Raw genomic sequence first — 20,690 nt, 5'->3', positions numbered from 1 at the left:
GGCTGTCGGCTCAGGACGTTGGTGTCGCCGTGCGGTTCTGCAGATCACGCTGTGCAACCCAGTGTTCGATCAACTCGCGCAACTGCGAGAGTTCGACCGGTTTGGCCATGTGCCCGTCCATGCCGGCCTGACGTGCTCGCTCTTTATGTTCGGCGAGGATGTGTGCAGTCAATGCCACCACGGGAGTACGGGTCCGCTGGTTGCCGACTTCCCAGGCGCGCAATTGCTGGGTGGCCGAAAAGCCGTCGAGGATCGGCATTTCGCAGTCCATCAGCACCAGGTCGTAGCGCTGGGCCTTCATTGCCTGCAAGGCTTCCTCGCCATTGCTGGCAGTGTCCGGTTGCAAATTGAGCTTGCCCAGCATGCCGCGGATAACCTTGGTCGAGATGCTGTTGTCTTCGGCCACCAGAATACGGAAGTCGCTGGGCACCTTGACTGGCAGCGTCGGGCCGGAAGAGGGTAGCTGCATGACGGCGAGGCCCTTGTTGCGCTGGGTCAGTTCGTCGGCCAGGGTTGTCTTGAGGGTGTAGCCGGCCACCGGTTTGGCGAGGATGCGCTTGATCCCCGAATTGCGCGCAATGATCTTGCTCGGCGCATTGCTGATGCCGGTGAGCATGATCAGCAGGATATCGTGGTTCAGGCTCGGGTCTTCCTTGATCTTGGCGGCCAGTTGCATGCCGGTCATGCCGGGCATGTTCTGGTCCAGCAGGACCACGTCGAAGTAGTCACGCAAGTGCGCCTTGGTCCGCAGCAGCGCCAGGGCTTCCTTGCCGGACGGCGCAGAGCTGACGTTCAGGCCCCAGGCGCTGCACTGCTGCACGAGGACCTTGCGACAGGTGTCGTTGTCATCCACCACCAATACCCGCGCACCTTGCAGCGGGCCATCGAGGTCGGAGGTCGGGTGTTCGAGACGATCAGGGTCCAGCGGCAAGGTCAGCCACAAGGTGCTGCCCTGGCTGGTGCCACTCTTGATGCCGAACTCGCCTTGCATCAAGCGAATCAGCTGACGGGCGATCACCAGTCCCAGATTACCGCCCAGGCGGTTGGCCGACAGGAAGTGCTTGCTGTGCAGTTCGGCATGCATCAGCGCATCACGCTCTTCGGCGTCCATCGGTTCGCCGCTGTCCTGCACGGCGATACGCAGGCGCGGTTTGGTGCTGCGCTCATCGAGGGCGACGACGATCAGGATTTCACCTTCATCGGTTTTCTTCAGGGCGTTTTCCAGCAGGCTCAGCAGGGTCTGGCGCAAGCGGGTCGGATCACCGCTGATGACCCGCGGCACTTGCGGCTGGATGAAGCTGATGAGCTCGACGTTCTGCTGTTCGGCCTTGGCGCGGAAGATACTCAGGCAGTCCTCGATCAGTGCATTGAGATCGAATTGCACGTCGTCGAGTTCGATTTGCCCGGATTCGAGTTTGGAGATGTCGAGAATTTCGTTGATCAGCGTCAGCAGCTCGTTGCCAGCGCTATGGATGGTCTGCACATAGTCACGCTGCTTGACCGAGAGTGGCGTACCGAGCAGCAGCTCGGTCATACCCAGCACGCCATTCATCGGCGTGCGGATCTCGTGGCTGATCTTTGCCAGGAATTCGGCCTTGGCATTGATCTCGGCGTTGCTGGCTGCCAGATCGCGGCTGATGCTGAAGCGATCTTCCGTGATGCGGCGCTGGCGCTCGCTCAAGGCGATGCTCATCAGCAGGCCGCTGATGCAAATGAACGCGAGCAGCGTGGTGATCAGGCCATGGGGTTCGATCAGGGTCAGCCCCAGCAGTGCGGGCAGGATGATCAGCGTGCCGAGGTTGAACGCTACCATCGCCGCCACGAACAGTCGCGCCGGGCGATAGCCCTTTTGCCAGTGATAGGTGCTGACGAACAGCATGGTCAGTCCCGCCAGGGCGACCAGGCCATAGGTGATGATGTTCAGCGGCAATGTGTTGACGAACAGCAGCAACAGGCCGCAGATCGTAATGAACAGGATCTCGCCGAGCATCAGTTTGTTCAGCGGGTGTGGGCCGAGTGGGGTGAAGAAGCGATAGGCGAACATCAGACCGGCAGGTGCCGTCAGTAGCAAGGCGAGGTAGGCGCCGGGTGTTTGTACGGCTTGCCAGTTCGGCAGCCAGGGCCCGGCCAGATTCAGCAACAGCACCAGGCTGAGCATCAGCAAACCTTCGCAGACGGCGAGCCAGAGACTGCTGCGTGAGCGGGTGTAGGCGTAACGGATGAGGTTGTGCAGGATCAGCATGCCGATGCAGCCCAGCAGCAGGCCGTAGATCAACGTCTGGTTCTGGCTGGCCGCGGCCATCACCGCCGATTGCAGGGTGATAAAGGGCCGTAACTGGTGTTCGGAGACCAGTCGCAGGTAAACGTCGAGGGGTTTGTCGACTTGCGGCAACGGCAGCATGAAGTCGCTGCTGGGCAGTGGTCGGTCAGCCTGGGGCTGTTTGTGGCCGGTGCTCGATTGCTCGATCAGCTTGTCGCCGTCCAGCACGTACATATTGAGTTGCAGCAGGTCGGGTGCAAATACTCTCAGCAGCTGCTCATGCTTGCCCGGTGCAAGACGAAAGCGTAGCCAGAGCGCACCATCGGGTTCGGCTGCGGTGATGTGTTCAAGGTCGATAGGACTGAATTGGTTGGTGTAGCGAGCGGAGCGGATGTCGCTCAGTTGCAGGTCGCCCTGTTCGTCGAGCAATACCGCTAGGCCACTGCCTTGTCCGGCCTGAGCCGGGAGCATGCAGAGCAGGGTCAGCAGAGTGACGGTGAAACCTATGGCAATCCTGAGCCAGCGCACGGCGAAATCCCTTCGTAGGTTAATGCCAGAATATAACTATGCGCGGCGCCGGAATAGTCAGGCAAGGGCTCGAAGCCCTTGCCTGGCTGAATGGAAGCTTATTCCTGATTTTCGCCACGCTCGCGGGCAATGGCACGGTAGCCAATGTCCTTGCGATAGAAACAGCCTTCCCAATCAATACTGGCCGCCAGTTTGTAAGCTTGCTGCTGTGCAGCATCGACGCTGGCGCCCATGGCAGTGGCGCAAAGCACCCGACCACCGGCGGTTACTACCTGACTGTCTTTGAGAGCAGTACCGGCATGGAAGACTTTACCGTCCAGTGCCGCCGCTGCATCCAGGCCCTTGATGGCCGCGCCTTTGGCGTAGTCACCAGGATAGCCGCCTGCAGCCAGCACGATGCCGACGCTCGGACGTGGATCCCATTGTGCCTCGACCTTGTCCAGCGCCTGTGCCAACGCCGCTTCTACCAGCAACACCAGACTCGACTGCAAACGCAGCATGACAGGTTGGGTTTCAGGGTCGCCGAAACGGCAGTTAAATTCGATAACTTTTGGGTTACCAGCCTTGTCGATCATCAGGCCCGCGTACAGGAAGCCAGTGTAGACGTTTCCTTCCTCGGCCATGCCGCGAACCGTCGGCCAGATCACCAGGTCCATGACGCGCTTGTGCACTTCGCTGGTCACAACTGGAGCAGGGGAGTAAGCACCCATGCCGCCGGTGTTCGGACCGGTGTCGCCGTCGCCGACGCGTTTGTGGTCCTGGCTGGTGGCCATCGGCAGCACATTCTTGCCGTCGACCATGACGATGAAGCTGGCCTCTTCGCCGTCCAGGAATTCTTCGATCACCACGCGCGAACCGGCATCGCCGAAGGCATTGCCCGCCAGCATGTCGCGCACGGCGTCTTCGGCTTCGGCCAGGGTCATGGCAACGATCACGCCTTTACCGGCCGCCAGGCCATCGGCCTTGATTACGATCGGCGCACCTTTTTCACGCAGGTAAGCCAGAGCCGGCTCGATTTCGGTGAAGTTCTGGTAGTCGGCGGTCGGGATCTTGTGGCGAGCCAGGAAGTCCTTGGTGAAGGCTTTCGAGCCTTCCAGCTGAGCGGCGCCAGCGGTCGGGCCGAAGCAGTCCAGACCGCGGGAGCGGAACAGGTCAACGACGCCAGCGACCAGTGGTACTTCCGGACCAACGATGGTCAGGGAAACGTTTTTCTCGGCAAAGTCCACCAGTTGCTCAAGGGCCAGCACGTCGATGGCGACGTTTTCGCACTTGGCTTCGATGGCGGTACCGGCGTTGCCAGGCGCGACGAAAACCTTCTGTACGCGCGGATCCTGAGCCACTTTCCAGGCCAGGGCGTGTTCACGGCCACCGCTGCCAATGATCAAAACATTCATTTCAAAAACCTCGGATGACGCTAATTCTGGAGGCAGCACTGAGGCTGCTTTTCTGTGGGAGCTGTCCTGCCAGCGATGCTGGCGACCCGGTTCATCAGTTAGACCGAGGAGAGGCTATCGCTGGCAGGCCAGCTCCCACATTTGGATCGAGTTGAATCAGTGACGGAAATGGCGCATGCCGGTGAAGACCATGGCGATGCCGGCTTCGTCAGCGGCGGCAATCACTTCTGCGTCACGCATCGAACCGCCTGGCTGGATCACCGCAGTGATGCCAACTTTGGCTGCATTGTCCAGACCGTCGCGGAACGGGAAGAATGCGTCGGAAGCCATCACCGAGCCGGCTACCTGCAGGCCAGCATGCTCTGCCTTGATTGCAGCAATACGTGCCGAGTTCACGCGGCTCATCTGGCCCGCGCCGACACCGATGGTCTGGCGATTCTTGGCGTAGACGATGGCGTTGGACTTCACGTACTTGGCGACTTTCCAGGCGAAGATCAGGTCGTGGATTTCCTGTTCGGTCGGTGCGCGTTTGGTCACGACTTTCAGGTCATCGGCGCTGATCATGCCGATGTCGCGGCTCTGCACCAGCAGGCCACCGTTGACGCGCTTGTAGTCCCAGGCAGCGGCGCGGTCAGCCGACCACTCGCCGCAGGCCAGCAGGCGTACGTTGGCTTTGGCCGCGACGATGGCGCGGGCTTCTTCGCTGACCGATGGCGCGATGATCACTTCGACGAACTGACGCTCGACAATGGCCTTGGCAGTCTCGGCGTCCAGCTCGCGGTTGAAGGCGATGATGCCGCCGAAAGCCGATTCGGTGTCGGTGGCGTAAGCCAGGTCGTAGGCCTTGCGGATACCGCCTTCAGCGTCAGGGCTGACGGCCACGCCGCACGGGTTGGCGTGCTTGACGATCACGCAGGCCGGCTTGACGAAGCTCTTCACGCATTCCAGCGCGGCGTCGGTGTCGGCCACGTTGTTGTACGACAGTTCCTTGCCTTGCAGTTGGGTCGCGGTGGCGATGCCGACTTCGGCAGGATTGGCCTCCACGTAGAACGCCGCGCTCTGGTGCGGGTTCTCGCCGTAGCGCATTTCCTGGGCCTTGATGAACTGGCTGTTGAAGGTGCGTGGGAATTCGCTGCGGCCGGAGGTCGAGAGTGTCTCGGCAGCCTGGTTCACGGTGCCCATGTAGTTGGCGATCATGCCGTCATAAGCAGCGGTGTGTTCGAAGGCCTTGAGCATCAGGTCGAAACGCTGAGCGTAGGTCAGGCCGCCGGCCTTGAGGTTTTCCAGGACGCTGGCGTAATCGCCGGCGTTAACCACGATGGCCACGTCTTTGTGGTTCTTGGCTGCGGAACGGACCATGGTCGGGCCGCCGATGTCGATGTTCTCGATCGCGGTCGGCAGGTCGCAGCCTGGCTTGTTGATGGTGGCTTCGAACGGGTACAGGTTCACCGCTACCAGATCGATCGGCTTGATGCCGTGCTCGTTCATGATGGCGTCGTCGATACCGCGACGACCGAGGATCCCGCCGTGGATTTTCGGGTGCAGGGTTTTTACCCGGCCGTCCATCATTTCGGCAAAACCGGTGTAATCAGCGACTTCCACTGCGGCAACGCCGTTGTCCTGCAGCAGCTTGAACGTTCCGCCGGTGGAGAGGATCTCGACGCCCAGGGCTTCAAGCTCTTTGGCGAATTCGAGGATCCCGGTCTTGTCGGAAACGCTGATCAAAGCGCGGCGGATCGGCAGGCGGGTAGTCTGGTCGGTCATCTCAATTTCCATCAAAAGCAAAGGAGTCAGCAAAAAAGGCGACCGGTTTTACGCGGGCGCCTTTCTGGTTTGATTGAATGCTTACAGCAAATCGTACTGCTTGAGTTTCTTGCGCAGCGTGCCCCGGTTCAGTCCGAGCATCTCACTGGCCTTGGTCTGGTTGCCCTTGACGTAGTTCATCACGCATTCGAGCAGGGGAGCCTCGACTTCGGAGAGCACCAGGTTGTACACATCCGTGACGGCAGCGCCCTCAAGGTGGGCGAAATAATTGTGCAGCGCTTTCTCGACACTCCCGCGAAGGGTCTGGCCTTCTTCGCTCGGGGTATTGAGGTGCTGTTTCAAATTCACGTTGTCGCTCACGGGTGTTGTTCCACTCACTAAAGTCTCGGTCATCATCGTCATGCGGCCACCCACTCTCCGTCCCCTGTCAGGCTCTTGTAACGTTCAGCAAAGAAGCCCTGAACGTTGGCGCATTGTGCTTCCGTATCTTCCAAACGATTGAAGTGGGCGCGAAACTCCCTGGCGCCCGGCAAGGTTGCGAGATACCAGCCCACATGCTTTCGAGCAATGCGCACGCCCATCACGTCTCCATAGAAGGCGTGCAGCGCAGCCAGATGCTCTAGCAGAATGCGTTCCACTTCGGCCAGCTCCAGCGCCGGGAGCTTCTCGCCGGTACGCAGGAAATGGTCAATCTCGCGAAAAATCCATGGCCGCCCCTGGGCAGCCCGGCCAACCAACAGGCCATCGGCACCGGTCGCGTCGAGCACGTAACGGGCCTTTTCCGGCGAATCGATATCGCCGTTGGCGAAAACCGGCATCGACACCGCCTGCTTGATCGCGGCGATGGTGTCGTACTCGGCTTCACCGGTGTACAGGTCGGCGCGGGTGCGGCCATGGACCGCCAGCGCCGTAATGCCTGCCTGCTCGGCGATCTTCGCCACCGTCAGGCCATTCTTGTTGTCCCGGTCCCAGCCGGTACGGATCTTCAAGGTAACCGGCACATCGACCGCCGCCACGACAGCCTGCAGGATCTCGGTTACCAGTGCTTCATCTTTCAACAGTGCGGAACCGGCGGCCTTGTTGCAGACCTTCTTTGCCGGACAGCCCATGTTGATATCAATAATCTGTGCGCCCAGTTCGACGTTGGCCCGGGCCGCATCCGCCAGCATCTGTGCGTCACCACCGGCGATCTGTACCGAGCGTGGCTCGGGATCACCTTCGTGGATCATGCGCATCCGCGACTTGCGGGTGTTCCATAAACTCATGTCGCTGGTAACCATTTCCGAGACTACTAGTCCCGCGCCCAATCGCTTGCACAACTGACGAAAGGGTTGGTCGGTGACGCCCGCCATCGGGGCGAGAATCAAGCCGTTGTGTAATGTATATGGACCGATGCGTACCGCCGACATAGGACTTCCCTGTTGTGGGGCCGGATCATGAGAGTTCGAAAAAGGGTTGGCATGATACCCGCTCTCGATGACTGGATAAAGGTCGAATTGAACAAAATCTGAACAGTTATTCTGTTATCGCCAGCGGTTTGGTCCGGGCGGGCGTAGTCAGAAAGCCGTCGTCAATCGGGGGGCAGTGAATCGTTTCACTCGGGCGAGTGGAAGCTCAGGCTGTAATTCACCGCTTTGGCGCCGGGGTCGAGAATGTCCAGCGCGATGTGAATCGGCGTTTGCGGAGGCATTTCCACCATGCCTTCGAGGTCGCCGTTGAGGTACTCGCCGGGTTTGAAGCGACGACTGGCGATCAGATGGCCGTTGAGGTCGGCAAAACGCAATTCCAGCAACGGGAAGGGCTGGGAGAAGGTCGCGCGGTTGTAGATGATCGCATCGACCACCAGTGCACCGCTGAATTCCGGGTGGCTGCGCACTACCAGATTGCTGCTTTTGATCTTCGCGATGTCGACCTTGGAAGGCACGGTGCAGCCGATTTGCGGGCACAGTTGCTGGAACCATGGGCGGTACTGGTCCTGGCGCGCCAGTTCGTCGAAGTGGTACGCGACGTATTGGCCGACGAGTGCGCCGGCGCCGAGCAGGATCATCAACAACCAGAAAAAACGGCGACCCCACGGGGAACGGCGTTTTTGCCAATCCAGTTGCAGTGGGTCATCGGTCAGGTCTTGCAAGACTTCGGCACGAACTCCCGGTTCGCTGCGTTCGCGTCGCTTTCGCAGCGGCTCGACCGAGGGCAGTTCGTCGTCGATTTCTTCAGTTGTCGTTGCCGACAGGCGTTCGTGATGAAGCGGTGTGTCGAGCGGATCGTTCAGGCGAAGCTGCGGCGGCTGCGGTTCGTCGTCCAGCTCCACGGGTTCCAGCGACAGCGACGGTTCGGTGCGTGCAAGTATGCCCGTCTCGTTCAGCGGTTCCTCTGAGACAGGCGAGTCGAGTGTGTCGAGGTCATCAAGATCATTGTCCGCTTGCGTGCGGTCGGCGACCGACTCGCTGAACAGGCTGTCGGTGGTCCAGGGTTCCTCGTCATTTTCGACGCTGTCGCGGCGCGCGCTGAGGTTGTCTTCGCGAGGCCGGCCGAATTCGGTGGTCGGCTGGATTTCCCGCTGTTCGAGGCGGGCGAGTTCTTCGTCGAGGTCGAGACTGTCCAGATCCAGCTCGGCGGCGGACCATTGCTTTTGGCTGATGGCCCGGGGCTCCGCGGCTGGTGGTGTTTCGACGACAGTCGGAGCGACCGGCTCTTTGCCAGCCTGCTCAAGCAATTGCTTGGCTGCATTGAACACCTGCAGGCAAGAGCCACAGCGAACGACACCACGTGCCACGCTCAACTGAGCGTGGCTGACGCGGAAGCTGGTTTGGCAATGCGGGCACTGGGTGACGAAGCTGTCGGTCATGCGGCGATCCGGTTTGTGCAGGCGTTCATTCTAGCGCCGACGGCCTGTGATGCGCACCCAGCCATCGCGATTGGCGATTGGGTCCAGATCGAAGTCCTTGGCGTAGGCGGCGGCGACCTCATCGCCTTGCTCGGCGAGGATGCCCGACAGCGCCAGACGCCCGCCGGACTTGACCAGACCGGACAGTTGCGGTGCCAGGGATACCAGTGGGCCGGCGAGAATGTTGGCGACCAGCACATCGGCCTGAACCTGCGGCAGATCTTCCGGCAGGTACAGCGGGAAGAGCTCGTCAGCAATATGGTTGCGCCCGGCGTTGTCGCGGGAGGCTTCCAGCGCCTGCACGTCGATGTCAGTACCGACCGCTTCCTTGGCGCCCAACAGCAGGGCGGCAATCGCCAGAATCCCCGAACCGCAGCCGAAGTCCAGCACGTTGCAGCCTTTCAGGTCCTGACCGTCGAGCCATTCCAGGCACAGTGCGGTGGTCGGGTGAGTGCCGGTGCCGAATGCGAGGCCCGGATCAAGCAGCAGGTTTACCGCATCCGGCTCCGGTGCTGCGTGCCAGCTCGGCACGATCCACAGGCGCTGGCCGAAACGCATTGGCTGGAAACCGTCCATCCAGCTGCGCTCCCAATCCTGGTCTTCGATCACTTCGCTGTGATGTTCGGGCAGCGGGCTGCCGGTCAGCAATTCCAGATGGGCCAGCACCGGGCCAGGCTCGGTGCCGCCTTCGAACAGGGCCAGCAGGTGCGTGTGCGACCACAGTGGCGTGGTGTTGAGTTCCGGCTCGAAGATCGGCTGATCTTCGGCGTCCATGAAGGTCACCGATACGGCGCCCACTTCAAGGAAAGCGTCTTCGTAGGTTTCGGCTTGTTCTGGGCTGATGGCGAGACGGACTTGCAGCCAAGGCATGGCGGGCACCTTTGAAAAATATTGATTGCAGCCTAGCGGGCTGCGAGAAGCGCGCAAGTTTACGCGAGCGCGGGGCGGATGACGACCGGGTTGGTAGTGTTCAGGTGTGAACGAAAAACTTGTGGCGAGGGAGCTTGCTCCCGCTGGAGCGCGCAGCGGTCCCAAAATGGCAGAAACGGATCTCTCTGGCCCGGCTTGATGGTTTTGCGGTTGCTGCGCAACCGAGCGGGAGCAAGCTCCCTCGCCACAAAGATACGGTGCGCAGTAATGTCCAGAAGCAACAAAGCCGCCCGAAGGCGGCTTTGTTGATCGGGTCGAAGCTTAGTGCTTCTCGCCAGCCAGCTTGTGCTCGAGGTAGTGAATGTTCACGCCCCCTTTGCAGAAGCCTTCATCGCGGGTGAGGTCGCGGTGCAGCGGGATGTTGGTCTTGATCCCGTCGACCACGATCTCGTCCAGCGCATTGCGCATGCGCGCCATGGCTTCGTCACGGGTTGCGCCGTAGGTGATCAGCTTGCCGATCAACGAATCGTAGTTCGGCGGAACGGCATATCCACTGTACAGGTGCGAATCGACGCGAACGCCGTTGCCGCCTGGAGCGTGGAAGTGCTTGACCGTGCCAGGGCTCGGCATGAAGGTTTTCGGGTCTTCGGCATTGATCCGGCATTCCAGCGCGTGACCGCGGATGACCACGTCATCCTGGGTGAACGACAGCTTGTTACCGGCGGCGATGCTGAGCATCTCCTTGACGATGTCGATACCGGTGACCATTTCCGAAACCGGGTGCTCTACCTGGACACGAGTGTTCATCTCGATGAAGTAGAAGCGACCGTTTTCATACAGGAACTCGAAAGTACCTGCACCACGGTAACCGATGTCGATGCACGCCTTGACGCAGCGAGCGAAAACTTCCTGGCGAGCCTTCTCGTCGATGCCCGGTGCCGGCGCTTCTTCGAGAACTTTCTGGTGACGACGTTGCAGCGAGCAATCGCGGTCGCCCAGGTGGATGGCATTGCCCTGGCCGTCGGACAGGACCTGAACTTCCACGTGACGTGGGTTGGTCAGGAATTTTTCCAGATAGACCATCGGGTTGCCGAACGCCGCGCCAGCTTCGGAGCGGGTCAGTTTGGCCGAGGAAATCAGGTCTTCTTCTTTATGCACAACGCGCATGCCGCGACCACCGCCGCCGCCAGCGGCCTTGATGATCACCGGATAACCGACTTCGCGACCAATGCGCAGAGCGGTTTCTTCGTCTTCCGGCAGCGGGCCGTCGGAACCGGGAACGGTCGGTACGCCAGCGGCGATCATCGCGTGCTTGGCCGAAACCTTATCGCCCATCAGGCGGATGGTTTCAGCTTTCGGACCGATAAAGGCGAAGCCGGAGTTCTCGACCTGCTCGGCGAAGTCGGCGTTTTCCGCGAGGAAACCATAGCCCGGGTGAATGGCGGTGGCGCCAGTCACTTCGGCGGCGGCGATGATTGCCGGAATGTGCAGGTAGGAGTGGGCGGCCGATGCCGGGCCGATGCAGACGGACTCGTCTGCCAGACCCAGGTGCATCAGTTCCTTGTCAGCCTTGGAGTAAACGGCGACGGTCTTGATGCCCATCTCTTTGCAAGCGCGCAGGATCCGCAGGGCGATCTCACCGCGGTTGGCGATCAGAACTTTTTCCAACTTCGCAGTCATCAAAGGCTCTCCGCGGTTCAAACGATGGTGAACAGCGGTTGGTCGTACTCAACCGGCTGGCCGTCTTCAACGAGGATGGATTCGATCACACCGCTGGTTTCAGCTTCGATGTGGTTCATCATCTTCATGGCTTCAACGATGCACAGGGTGTCGCCTTTCTTCACGGTCTGGCCGACTTCAACGAAGGACGGCGAGGTTGGCGAAGATTTGCGATAGAACGTACCGACCATCGGCGAACGGGCAACGGTGCCGTTCAGCGCTGGTGCAGCAGGAGCGGCTGGTGCAGCTGCGGCAGCCGGAGCAGCGGCAGGCGCGGCGGCCGGAGCAGGCATTGGAGCCGGTGCGTAGTACTGCTGAGCCGGGGTCTTGCTATGGCGGCTGATGCGTACGGACTCTTCGCCTTCCTTGATCTCGAGCTCGTCGATGCCGGACTCTTCCAGCAATTCGATCAGTTTCTTAACTTTACGGATATCCATGAATCATCAACTCCCAAGGGTCGGTCAGGGGCGGTTAACTTGTTGTTCAAGCTGTTCCAGGGCGGCCTCCAGGGCCAGTCGGTAACCGCTGGCGCCAAGGCCGCAGATCACTCCCACCGCTACGTCGGAGAAGTAAGAGTGATGGCGGAAAGGTTCGCGTTTGTGCACGTTAGACAAATGCACTTCGATGAATGGGATGCTCACCGCCAGCAGCGCGTCACGTAATGCGACACTTGTATGTGTAAAAGCTGCCGGGTTGATCAAAATGAAGTCAACGCCTTCGCTGCGAGCCGCGTGGATGCGGTCGATCAATTCGTACTCGGCGTTGCTTTGCAGGTGCAGCAAATGGTGGCCGCCTTCACGGGCGCGGCGTTCCAGGTCCTGGTTGATCTGCGCCAGAGTCGTGGCGCCGTACGTGCCCGGTTCGCGGGTGCCGAGCAAGTTCAGGTTGGGTCCGTGCAGGACGAGTAGCGTCGCCATCGGCTGTTCCTTTGTTATCCGTGTGCAATTGTCAGAACCCGGCGACTATGCCGCAAAGCCTTTGTGACTGTCCAGTTCTCTGCAATAGCCAGCACGATGACCGATGTTTGCGCGAAATATATGACTGCCTGATTAAATCCGGTCATTCGCTTTGGCGACACGTTCGGCGAAGTCCGCCGCATTGATCTCGCCGATCACCCGCACATCGGCGCGTTCGACACCGTCTTTGCCGAAAAACATCAGGGCCGGTGGTCCGAACAGTTTGTAGCGGTCGAGCAGTGCGCGTTGTTCGGCATTGCTCTCGGTGATGTCGAAACGGACCAGGCGGTAGCCCTTGAGGCGTTCGACAACGGTAGTGTCATTCAGCACTTCGTGCTCGATGACTTTGCAACTGATGCACCAGTCGGCGTACCAGTCGAGCAGCAGCGGGGTGCTGGACGAGCTGGCTTCGGCGAGAACGCGGTCGAGGTCTGCCGGGGTGCTGACGGTTTGCCAGCGGCTGGTGTCGGGTGCAGGCTCGTTGCCGGCGACCGTGCGCGACTGGCCGATCGGATTGAACGGGTCGCTCTGCCCGCTGAATCCGCCATACCAGCAGGCCAGTGCATAAAACAGCAGGAACATTCCGAACAGTTGAGCCAGGCGTTTTCTCGGCGGCTTGTAGACGAACTCCAGCGCGCCCATGAACAACCCGACGCCAGCGGCCAGCAAACCGATCAACAGCAAAGTGACCTGGCCTGGCAATACCCGGCTGAGCAAGCCGATCGCCAGCCCCAGCAGCAATACGCCAATCGCGTTTTTCACGTAGATCAGCCACGGTCCGCTTTTCGGCAACCACGCCGCGCCGCCAGTGGCCACCAGCAACAACGGCGCACCCATGCCGAGACCGAGCATGAACAGTTTCAAGCCGCCGCCCAAGGCATCGCCGCTGGCGCTGATGTACAGCAACGCGCCGGCCAATGGTGCTGAAACGCAGGGCGAAACCAACAGGCTGGAAACCACGCCGAGCACCGCCGCGCCCCACAGCGAACCACCCTCGGTGCGACCGGCAATGCGGTCCAGTCGAGTGCTGATGGCTTGCGGCAGCTTGAGTTCGAACACGCCGAACATCGCCAAAGCGAACACGGCAAAAAACATCGCGAACGGCACCAGCACCCAGGCTGATTGCAGCCGCGCCTGAAGATTCAACTGCGCGCCGAACATCCCCATCAACGCACCGAGCAAAGCGAAGCACACCGCCATCGGCAGCACGTAAGCCAGCGACAGGTTGAAACCACGCCAGCCGCCGACCTGACCACGCAACACCACGCCGGAAAGGATCGGCAGCATCGGCAGCACGCAGGGGGTAAAGGTCAGGCCGAGGCCGGCGAGGAAGAACAGCGCCAGTTCGCGCCAGCCCCAGTCATGAATCGTTGCAGGACTGCCGCTGCCGTCGATGCTCAGGCGCTCGGTTTCCGGCGGATAACACAGGCCTTTGTCGGCGCAGCCCTGATAAGTCACGGCCAGGGTGAAGGCGCGCTGATCGGTGCGCGGCAGTTCTACATCGAGAATGCCGTGGTAGACCTCGACATCGCCGAAGTACTCATCGTGCTTTTTTTGCCCGTCGGGCAATTGCGCCGCACCAAGGACGACATCGGCCGGATCGGCGCGGAATTGAAAGCGGTGGCGGTAGAGGTAATAACCCTCGGTGGCGACGAAGCGCAGTTTGATCGATTGCGGCGTGCTTTCTACCAGGCTCAACTGAAACGCTTCGCGCACCGGCAGAAAGTCGGCGCTGTTGTTGATCGATCCCAGGGTGGAACTGGGGCGACTTTCCAGCAGACCGGTGGCGGCGGCCGGCAGGGCGAAGACTAAAAGCAGCAGGCAGAGCAAACGGCGCATGACAATCTCGCGTATCAATGATGCCGGCATGATAGCTGAGAGCGCACGCTGTCGCCGCCCTCCTACAGTGAAGGCGATCGATCAGACGCGGAAGGCTTGGACGGCGGTATGCAGTCGCCCACCCAGCACCAGCAGATTCTCCCCTTGCTCACGCCCTTCACCGATGCGCAGCAAGTTATCCCCACCCAATTGATGAATCCGCTCACTGTGATCGCGAATTTCGCTGACGGCGCCGCTCTGCTGGGCGGTGACATCGGCGATGCGGACGGCGGTATCGGAAATGGTCTGGATCGCCCCGACGATTTTATCCAGCGCGCCGTCGGCGGCCTGGGCCTGGTTGGCCGTGGCCTCGGCATGTTCGACCTGGGCGCGCATGCCCTCGACCGATTGCCGTGCGGCGGTTTGCAGGCCGGCGATCAAGGTCTGGATTTCGGCCGTGGCGCCAGCGGTGCGTTGCGCCAGCGAGCGCACTTCTTCGGCCACCACGGCAAAACCGCGGCCCATTTCCCCAGCACGTGCGGCTTCAATGGCGGCGTTCAGGGCCAGCAGGTTGGTCTGGTCGGCGATCGAGCGGATCACCGTCAACACGCCGCCGATGGTTGCGGATTCTTCGGCCAGATGTTCGATCATCTGCGCGTTGCCCTGTACTTCTTCTACCAGCGCATGCAGGCCGGTGAGACTCAGGCCGATGACTTTTTGCCCCTGCTCCACTGCCAGCCCGGCATGACGGCTGGCGTCGGCGGCCTGGCTGGCGTCTCCGGCGACTTGCTGGATGGTCGCTTCCAGCTCACCGAGGGAATCACGGATCAGCGCGGTGTCTCCGGCCTGATGTTCGGCGCCGCTGTGCAGTTCATTGCTCAACTCGGCCAGGGTGCGGCTGCTGCCGGCGACTTGTTCGGCGTTGAGGCGAATGGTCCCCACCAGGGCCACCAGATAGGTGCGCAAGCGATTGAGCGACGCCTCAATGTCATGCAGTTCGCGGTTGGTCTTGCCCAACTGGATGTCCTGGCTGAAATTACCCTCGGCCCAGGTCGACAGGGCGGGGGCGAGGTTGGTCAGCGTACGGGCGAGTTTGCGTTGCAGGGTGTCGATCAGCAGCGCGATCAGCAGAATCAGGCCGATCATCAGCCCTTGCATCAATCGCACTTCGCCCTGGATCTGTCCGTGCTGGGCACGTACCACCGGCTCCAGGCCGGCGATGGCGTGCTGCACGTCGGCGATTTTCAGGTGCGTCGCGGTGCTGAGGTCGGCCCGTTTCCGGATCTGGTCACGGGTGCGTGCCAGTTCCGCCGGGTAGCGGTTGAGCAGGCTGTTGAGTTCGCGCTTGAAACCGACCCCGGCGTCTTCGGCGACAGCTTTCTCGGTGTTCTCCAGACCCATCATTGCGGCGAAATCATCGGTGTTCGATTCGCTGCTGACCGCCACGCCAAGCAACGGCAAGGCGTCGATTTGCTCGGCTTGGGTGCGGATATTGCTGACTTCGCGCTCGACATCGGCGGTCAGTTCGCTGCGACCGCTACTCACCAGTTTGTCCCGGGCCAGCGACAGTTTGCCCAGATGCTGGGACGCGGTGAGCAGCGGTGTCAGGTAGGTCGGGTTACCTTTGGCGTACTGGCTGAGTTGGTCAAGGCTGGCGCTCAGTTCGCGCTCGGCTTGCAGCAACAGGGCCTGCGGGTCGCCCGCAAGTTTGCCAGCGGCGAGCAAGTCGGTTTTGCTGAAGTCATTGAGGTTCGACAGGCTGGGGCGCAAGGTTTCAGCCAGCGCCGGTGGTAACTCACCGAGTTCCTTTTGCAGGTTATCGATGGCCTGGCTGGCGCTGCTCAAGCGCAGGGCGTCGCCATTGCCGAGGTAGTCCTCGACATTGCGCGCCACTTCATTCTGGAACTGCTGGGACAAACCCAGGTAACGCTCCATTAATAGATAGGGGCGTTCGAGGGCTTTTTGCGACCACCAGAGCGTGGCGCCAAGGGCCACGCACACGGCAACTAAAAGGACGGTGTTGAGATTGGTCAGCAGCTTCAGGCGCATCGCGGGACTACCAACGGCAGAATGGTAAGCGCCTGAAGTTATTGCGTTTCTGTTACAGGGTTATGACGGAAGGGGTCGATTGAGATGAAAAAGTGGCACTTTGCTTTGACGTCTGTGCGGCCTGCACGCGGTTGCGTCCGGCGCCTTTTGCACGGTACAGCGCCTCGTCGGCCAGGCTGGCCATCGACAGGCTGTCGGAGTTTTCACACAGTTCGACCACCCCGGCGCTGAAGGTGCACCACAGGTCCTGCGGCTGGGCAGGGTAGTGAATTTCGGCAAAACGCTGACGGATTTCATCCAGTACGTTCCACGCCGCTTCGAGGTCGGTGTCGGGCATGACGATGGCGAATTCTTCGCCGCCGTATCGGCCAATGAAGTCGGTCTTGCGCAACCGCTGCTTGAGAAACAGCGCCAGGCTCTTGATCACCCGGTCGCCCATGGGGTGCCCGTGGCTGTCGTTGACCCGCTTGAAGTGGTCGATGTCGAGCATGGCAAAGCTCAGCGGCTTGCTCTCCCGGCGAGCGCGGAACGAGCAATCTTCGAGCAATTGCAGGATGTGGGTGTGGTTGTACAGACCGGTGAGGCTGTCGCGGACCATCCGTGCCTTCAGGTTACGCGCCCGCGCCGCGCGGTTGCGCACGGTGGTGATCAGGTGCCGAGGCTTGATTGGCTTGGTCAGGAAGTCGTCGCCGCCCTCGCTCATGGCCTCGAGTTGCTTGTCCAGATCGTCCTCGGCCGAGAGATAAATGATCGGCACGCTGACGTAACGGTCGTTGTGGCGGATCACCTTGGCCAGTTCGGTACCGGTGCAGGCCGGCATGTACATGTCGAGGATGATCAGGTCCGGCTGAAAGTCCGCCAGTTCGGCCATGGCCTGGATCGGCTCGATCAGCGTGCGGGTGACGATCCCGGCGCTGTTGAGCAGGCGCTCGGTGTGCAGGGCCTGGGCGCGGGAGTCGTCGATGATCAGCACTTTATAAGGCTCGTACTGGGCGACGCAGGTCAGGACCTCGATTTTCTCCAGCAGGCTCGACGCTTCAAGGGTGCCGGTGAGGAACTCCTGGCCACCGGCGCGCACGGCGGCGAGACGGGTCGGGGTGTCGGTTTCGTGCAGGCTGAAGAACAGCAGCGGCAAACGATGATCGAGACCTTCCTGGGCTTCGGCGGCCAGTTTCAGGCCAACGCCGGGGCCGCTGAAGTCGACGTCCATGACAATCGCAGCAGGCAGGCGCTCGACCATCGAGGAGCGAAACGCCGCCACGCTGTCGAGGGACTGGGCGCTGAGCCCGAAGAATTCCAGTTGTTTGGCCAGGCGTTCGGCGCGGTCATGGTCCTGCAGCATCACGTAGATCGGCTTGCGCAGCGGCGGCAGGAACGTTTGGTCGAGCTGATCGCCATGCCGCAGACCGGTGCGCGACAGGCGCTGCATCAAACGGTTGAGGTCGGTGATCAGGCCGCTGCTCAGGCGTCCGCGATTGGCGTCGACAGCCTCCAGCGACTGGCCGATGTGGCGTGCCAGTTGCGTGTGTTCCGGCTGTTCGAAGCGCTCGGCGAAACGCAGCAGGCGCAGGTTTGCCTCGCTCAGTTCCGACAAATCGGTAGTGGACCACTCGCTGCGTTGCAGGCGCTGCCATATCTCAAGTATCTGACGTGCCTGATGAATTACCCGCTGGGCAAAGTGGTGCTTGAGGCGCTCGCGGCTGGGGTCTGCTGGCTCGGTCATATCCTGACTACTGATTAGGGGGCACGCTGAGGTCGACTGGTGGCTCTATGCTAGCATCTCTTTTCAATAACATGAGAGTTGTACGTCAATAATCTGCCAAGCGAGCGCATTCAGTTTCTGACTCATGAGTCGATAATCGAATGCTGATTCTCGTGAAGTGTCTGTTAGCTGGGGCTTTCAAGGGTTTTACTGCTGTTCACACAGCTATTTCCGAGGGTGAAAGTGAACCTCGTCTGTCAGGCTCTTTCGATTTTTCGTCGAAGTAAATAGAAGAGCAATTTCGCGTGTAGGGGGCTCAGGGATTCCCTTAGAGGCTGCGGGCGGATAATTTTCCTCATTAACCCGACGTCGGGTGCCGGGCCAAGGCACGTTGTTGTATGGTTGTGGTCGAACCGATGAACCCAAGTAATTGAAAGGAAATCGCCATGCTGGACTGGAAGAACCGCGCCGGTAGCGCACCTGAACGTGCCGCTGAGCCGAAATCGGCCACCCGCAGTTATCTGGGTGGCCTGTTGTTCAGCCGCGCGCTGGCCACGTTGATCGGCCTCTACCTGTTGGTGGCGATTGCTCTCGGTTGGTATTGGAGCCAGGAGCCCGAGTTGTTCCCGGTGCAGCAGACGGCGCAAATGGCTGCCGAGAAAGAAGGCAAGCAAATGGTGATCGGCTACACCACGGTGGAAACCCTCAAGACCGTTGCCGGCACGTTGCTGACCAAGCCGGGCGGCTACATTTCCAACGACCGTTTCCCGCCGGGCCTGTGGATGGACAACATGCCGAGCTGGGAATATGGCGTGCTGGTGCAGGTGCGTGATTTGAGCCGTGCACTGCGTAAAGACTTCGCGCGCTCGCAATCGCAGTCCGCTGAAGACGCCGACCTGGCCAAGGCCGAGCCGCGTTTCAACTTCGACAACAAGAGCTGGGTGCTGCCGTCCAGTGAGTCCGAATATCAGGAAGGCATCAACTCCCTGAGCCGCTATCAGGCGCGTCTGTCCGACCCGAACCAGAAGAGCGCACTGTTTTATGCCCGTGCCGACAACCTGAACAACTGGCTGGGCGATGTCGGCACGCGCCTGGGTTCGTTGTCGCAACGCCTGTCGGCCAGCGTTGGCCGGGTCAAGCTCAACACGGCGCTGAAGACCGAGGTCGTGGCACCGGGTGTAGCGCCGCAGGTTGACGAAGAAATCGTCGAAACCCCATGGCTGCAAATCGACAACGTGTTCTACGAAGCTCGCGGCCAGGCGTGGGCCTTGTCGCACTTGCTGCGCGCCATCGAAGTCGACTTCGCCGATGTATTGGCCAAGAAGAACGCCACGGTCAGCGTGCGCCAGATCATTCGTGAGCTGGAGGCTTCCCAGGAACCGGTCTGGAGCCCGATGATCCTCAACGGCAGCGGCTTCGGCGTGTTGGCCAACCACTCGCTGGTCATGGCCAACTATATTTCCCGGGCCAACGCGGCGATGATCGATTTGCGTCAATTGCTCAATCAGGGCTGAGTCATGGTCGATAACGCCAGAGAGGCTGCGCACCGTGCGGCCTCGGATGCTGAACAGATCGCCTGGGTCGACGAGCAAGACAACCTGCTCGGCGCCCTTGTCCGTTCCGAGCTGCGTGAGCGCGGGCTGATCGGGCGCGGCACCTACATTATGTTGTTCAACTCCGCCGGTGAGCTTTGCGTGCATCGGCGGACGTTGAGCAAGGCTATTTATCCCGGTTACTGGGACGTCGCGGCGGGCGGTATGGTGCTTGCCACGGAAACCTATGCCGAGTCGGCGGCCCGGGAGCTGGAAGAGGAGTTGGGTGTGAGCGGCGTGGCGTTGAGCGCCCACGATCACTTTTTCTTCGAGGACACCGGCAATCGCCTGTGGTGTTCGGCGTTTTCGGCGGTGTGGGACGGCCCATTGATCCTGCAGCCGGAAGAGGTGCTGGAAGCGCGCTTTATCCCCATTGCACAGGTCATGCAGGAAATCGAGCAAAAGCCTTACTGCCCGGACTCTTTGGCCGCGTTGAAGCGCTATCTTCGTTCCCGTGGCGAGGACGTCGCAAAAGAGGCATAAATTGGCGCTGATTGGCCCTTAGCAATCGGCGTTTTTGCCGTTACACTGCGCGACCTTTTGTAGGGGCGAGCCTGCTCGCGAAAAACGCAAGGACGACGTGTGCTGCCTGATGCCGTGCGTTATCGTTGACGTCCATCGCGAGCAGGCTCGCTCCTGCAGTGAAATGCATGTTGTACCGTTTCAGTAGCGCTGCCCCTGCCTGAGTGGGGCTTCGCGGTCGATGGCACTTCCCGAGTGCTGCGACCAGTCTTTGTCCTCCCAAGAGGATTGCCGGTGGCCAAAAAAGCCGCATCCTTCGCCGCCTTAGGTGGCCTGGTATTTTCCACCGACGCAGGTCGTCATTGCCCGGATTGCAGTAAACCGGTGGACGCCTGCATCTGCAAACAGACCGTTATCCCGGCCGGCGACGGCATTGCTCGCGTGCGTCGCGAAAGCAAGGGCCGTGGCGGCAAGACGGTGACGACCATCACCGGCGTGCCGTTGGCTGAAGACGCGCTCAAGGAGCTGGCGACCACGTTGAAGAAACGTTGTGGCACCGGCGGGGCGTTGAAAGACGGGATCATTGAAATCCAGGGCGATCATGTCGAGCTACTCTTGGCTGAACTGATCAAGCTCGGTTTCAAAGCGAAGAAGTCCGGCGGCTAGCAGCCTCTGTGAAACCCACCTGC

16 protein-coding genes are annotated in these 20,690 nt (G+C 60.7%); 3 read left to right on the top strand and 13 right to left on the bottom strand.

Annotated elements, in window-relative coordinates; all coding sequences use genetic code 11:
• Positions 1–10 precede the first annotated feature (10 nt).
• The 13 genes from ACNYC6_RS10410 to gcbA form a co-directional block, all read right to left on the bottom strand.
• A complete protein-coding gene (locus ACNYC6_RS10410; RefSeq protein ID WP_419712223.1) occupies positions 11–2,788 on the bottom strand; it encodes a response regulator in 2,778 nt (925 codons plus the stop codon).
• A gap of 98 nt (positions 2,789–2,886) precedes the next feature.
• Positions 2,887–4,182, bottom strand: a complete 1,296-nt coding sequence (purD, locus tag ACNYC6_RS10405) for a phosphoribosylamine--glycine ligase (RefSeq protein ID WP_419712222.1) — start codon at positions 4,180–4,182, stop codon at positions 2,887–2,889.
• Between the two features lie 156 nt (positions 4,183–4,338).
• Positions 4,339–5,946 (bottom strand): bifunctional phosphoribosylaminoimidazolecarboxamide formyltransferase/IMP cyclohydrolase, encoded by a 1,608-nt coding sequence (gene purH / locus ACNYC6_RS10400; protein WP_419712221.1) that lies wholly within the window; start codon positions 5,944–5,946, stop codon positions 4,339–4,341.
• Positions 5,947–6,027: 81 nt separating this feature from the next.
• Positions 6,028–6,348 (bottom strand): DNA-binding transcriptional regulator Fis, encoded by a 321-nt coding sequence (gene fis, locus ACNYC6_RS10395; RefSeq protein ID WP_015093301.1) that lies wholly within the window; start codon positions 6,346–6,348, stop codon positions 6,028–6,030.
• Positions 6,345–7,355: a tRNA dihydrouridine synthase DusB gene (dusB, locus tag ACNYC6_RS10390; RefSeq protein ID WP_419712220.1), complete on the bottom strand. Its 1,011-nt coding sequence runs from the start codon at positions 7,353–7,355 to the stop codon at positions 6,345–6,347. Before dusB ends, fis begins: the two co-directional genes overlap by 4 nt.
• 185 nt (positions 7,356–7,540) lie before the next feature.
• Positions 7,541–8,794 carry a DUF3426 domain-containing protein gene (locus ACNYC6_RS10385; RefSeq protein ID WP_419712219.1) on the bottom strand — a complete coding sequence of 418 codons (1,254 nt, stop codon included), beginning with the start codon at positions 8,792–8,794 and terminating at the stop codon, positions 7,541–7,543.
• 30 nt (positions 8,795–8,824) lie between these two features.
• Positions 8,825–9,703, bottom strand: coding sequence for a 50S ribosomal protein L11 methyltransferase (gene prmA / locus ACNYC6_RS10380; RefSeq protein ID WP_419712218.1), 879 nt, complete (start codon positions 9,701–9,703; stop codon positions 8,825–8,827).
• A gap of 321 nt (positions 9,704–10,024) precedes the next feature.
• Entirely contained in the window at positions 10,025–11,383 is a 1,359-nt protein-coding gene (gene accC, locus ACNYC6_RS10375) for an acetyl-CoA carboxylase biotin carboxylase subunit (protein ID WP_056852463.1), read from the bottom strand.
• Positions 11,384–11,400: 17 nt separating this feature from the next.
• Positions 11,401–11,859 carry an acetyl-CoA carboxylase biotin carboxyl carrier protein gene (accB, locus tag ACNYC6_RS10370; protein WP_419712217.1) on the bottom strand — a complete coding sequence of 153 codons (459 nt, stop codon included), beginning with the start codon at positions 11,857–11,859 and terminating at the stop codon, positions 11,401–11,403.
• A 24-nt stretch (positions 11,860–11,883) separates the two neighbouring features.
• Complete coding sequence (aroQ, locus tag ACNYC6_RS10365) at positions 11,884–12,339, bottom strand: type II 3-dehydroquinate dehydratase (RefSeq protein ID WP_223541706.1); 456 nt, start codon at positions 12,337–12,339, stop codon at positions 11,884–11,886.
• A 132-nt stretch (positions 12,340–12,471) separates the two neighbouring features.
• Positions 12,472–14,217: a protein-disulfide reductase DsbD gene (locus ACNYC6_RS10360; RefSeq protein ID WP_419712216.1), complete on the bottom strand. Its 1,746-nt coding sequence runs from the start codon at positions 14,215–14,217 to the stop codon at positions 12,472–12,474.
• An 81-nt stretch (positions 14,218–14,298) separates the two neighbouring features.
• Positions 14,299–15,342: a methyl-accepting chemotaxis protein gene (locus ACNYC6_RS10355; protein ID WP_419712941.1), complete on the bottom strand. Its 1,044-nt coding sequence runs from the start codon at positions 15,340–15,342 to the stop codon at positions 14,299–14,301.
• 955 nt (positions 15,343–16,297) lie between these two features.
• A complete protein-coding gene (gene gcbA, locus ACNYC6_RS10350) occupies positions 16,298–17,968 on the bottom strand; it encodes a diguanylate cyclase GcbA (RefSeq protein WP_419712215.1) in 1,671 nt (556 codons plus the stop codon).
• Between the two features lie 425 nt (positions 17,969–18,393).
• Here gcbA and ACNYC6_RS10345 point away from each other — a divergent pair, with 425 nt between their 5' ends.
• The 3 genes from ACNYC6_RS10345 to ACNYC6_RS10335 all read left to right on the top strand — a co-directional run bounded on the left by ACNYC6_RS10345 (position 18,394) and on the right by ACNYC6_RS10335 (position 20,667).
• A complete protein-coding gene (locus ACNYC6_RS10345) occupies positions 18,394–19,461 on the top strand; it encodes a DUF2333 family protein (protein WP_419712214.1) in 1,068 nt (355 codons plus the stop codon).
• A 3-nt stretch (positions 19,462–19,464) separates the two neighbouring features.
• A complete protein-coding gene (locus ACNYC6_RS10340) occupies positions 19,465–20,022 on the top strand; it encodes an NUDIX hydrolase (RefSeq protein ID WP_419712213.1) in 558 nt (185 codons plus the stop codon).
• A gap of 273 nt (positions 20,023–20,295) precedes the next feature.
• Positions 20,296–20,667, top strand: a complete 372-nt coding sequence (locus ACNYC6_RS10335) for a translation initiation factor Sui1 (protein WP_338584517.1) — start codon at positions 20,296–20,298, stop codon at positions 20,665–20,667.
• Positions 20,668–20,690: the final 23 nt, after the last annotated feature.

This window comes from Pseudomonas sp. NFX224 (genome assembly GCF_048565165.1).
GTDB lineage: Bacteria > Pseudomonadota > Gammaproteobacteria > Pseudomonadales > Pseudomonadaceae > Aquipseudomonas.
The sequence above is the reverse complement of the archived record's forward strand: the minus strand, read 5'-3'. Positions and strand labels throughout refer to the sequence as shown.

Excerpts from the sequence above, each read along its gene's own strand:
- gcbA (WP_419712215.1), bottom strand. The coding sequence starts at position 17,968 with ATGACCGAGCCAGCAGACCCCAGCCGCGAGCGCCTCAAGCACCACTTT.
- dusB (WP_419712220.1), bottom strand. The coding sequence starts at position 7,355 with ATGTCGGCGGTACGCATCGGTCCATATACATTACACAACGGCTTGATT.
- ACNYC6_RS10345 (WP_419712214.1), top strand. The coding sequence starts at position 18,394 with ATGCTGGACTGGAAGAACCGCGCCGGTAGCGCACCTGAACGTGCCGCT.
- accC (WP_056852463.1), bottom strand. The coding sequence starts at position 11,383 with ATGACTGCGAAGTTGGAAAAAGTTCTGATCGCCAACCGCGGTGAGATC.
- fis (WP_015093301.1), bottom strand. The coding sequence starts at position 6,348 with ATGACGATGATGACCGAGACTTTAGTGAGTGGAACAACACCCGTGAGC.
- ACNYC6_RS10385 (WP_419712219.1), bottom strand. The coding sequence starts at position 8,794 with ATGACCGACAGCTTCGTCACCCAGTGCCCGCATTGCCAAACCAGCTTC.
- accB (WP_419712217.1), bottom strand. The coding sequence starts at position 11,859 with ATGGATATCCGTAAAGTTAAGAAACTGATCGAATTGCTGGAAGAGTCC.
- purD (WP_419712222.1), bottom strand. The coding sequence starts at position 4,182 with ATGAATGTTTTGATCATTGGCAGCGGTGGCCGTGAACACGCCCTGGCC.
- aroQ (WP_223541706.1), bottom strand. The coding sequence starts at position 12,339 with ATGGCGACGCTACTCGTCCTGCACGGACCCAACCTGAACTTGCTCGGC.
- ACNYC6_RS10360 (WP_419712216.1), bottom strand. The coding sequence starts at position 14,217 with ATGCGCCGTTTGCTCTGCCTGCTGCTTTTAGTCTTCGCCCTGCCGGCC.
- purH (WP_419712221.1), bottom strand. The coding sequence starts at position 5,946 with ATGACCGACCAGACTACCCGCCTGCCGATCCGCCGCGCTTTGATCAGC.
- ACNYC6_RS10340 (WP_419712213.1), top strand. The coding sequence starts at position 19,465 with ATGGTCGATAACGCCAGAGAGGCTGCGCACCGTGCGGCCTCGGATGCT.
- ACNYC6_RS10355 (WP_419712941.1), bottom strand. The coding sequence starts at position 15,342 with ATGATCGGCCTGATTCTGCTGATCGCGCTGCTGATCGACACCCTGCAA.
- prmA (WP_419712218.1), bottom strand. The coding sequence starts at position 9,703 with ATGCCTTGGCTGCAAGTCCGTCTCGCCATCAGCCCAGAACAAGCCGAA.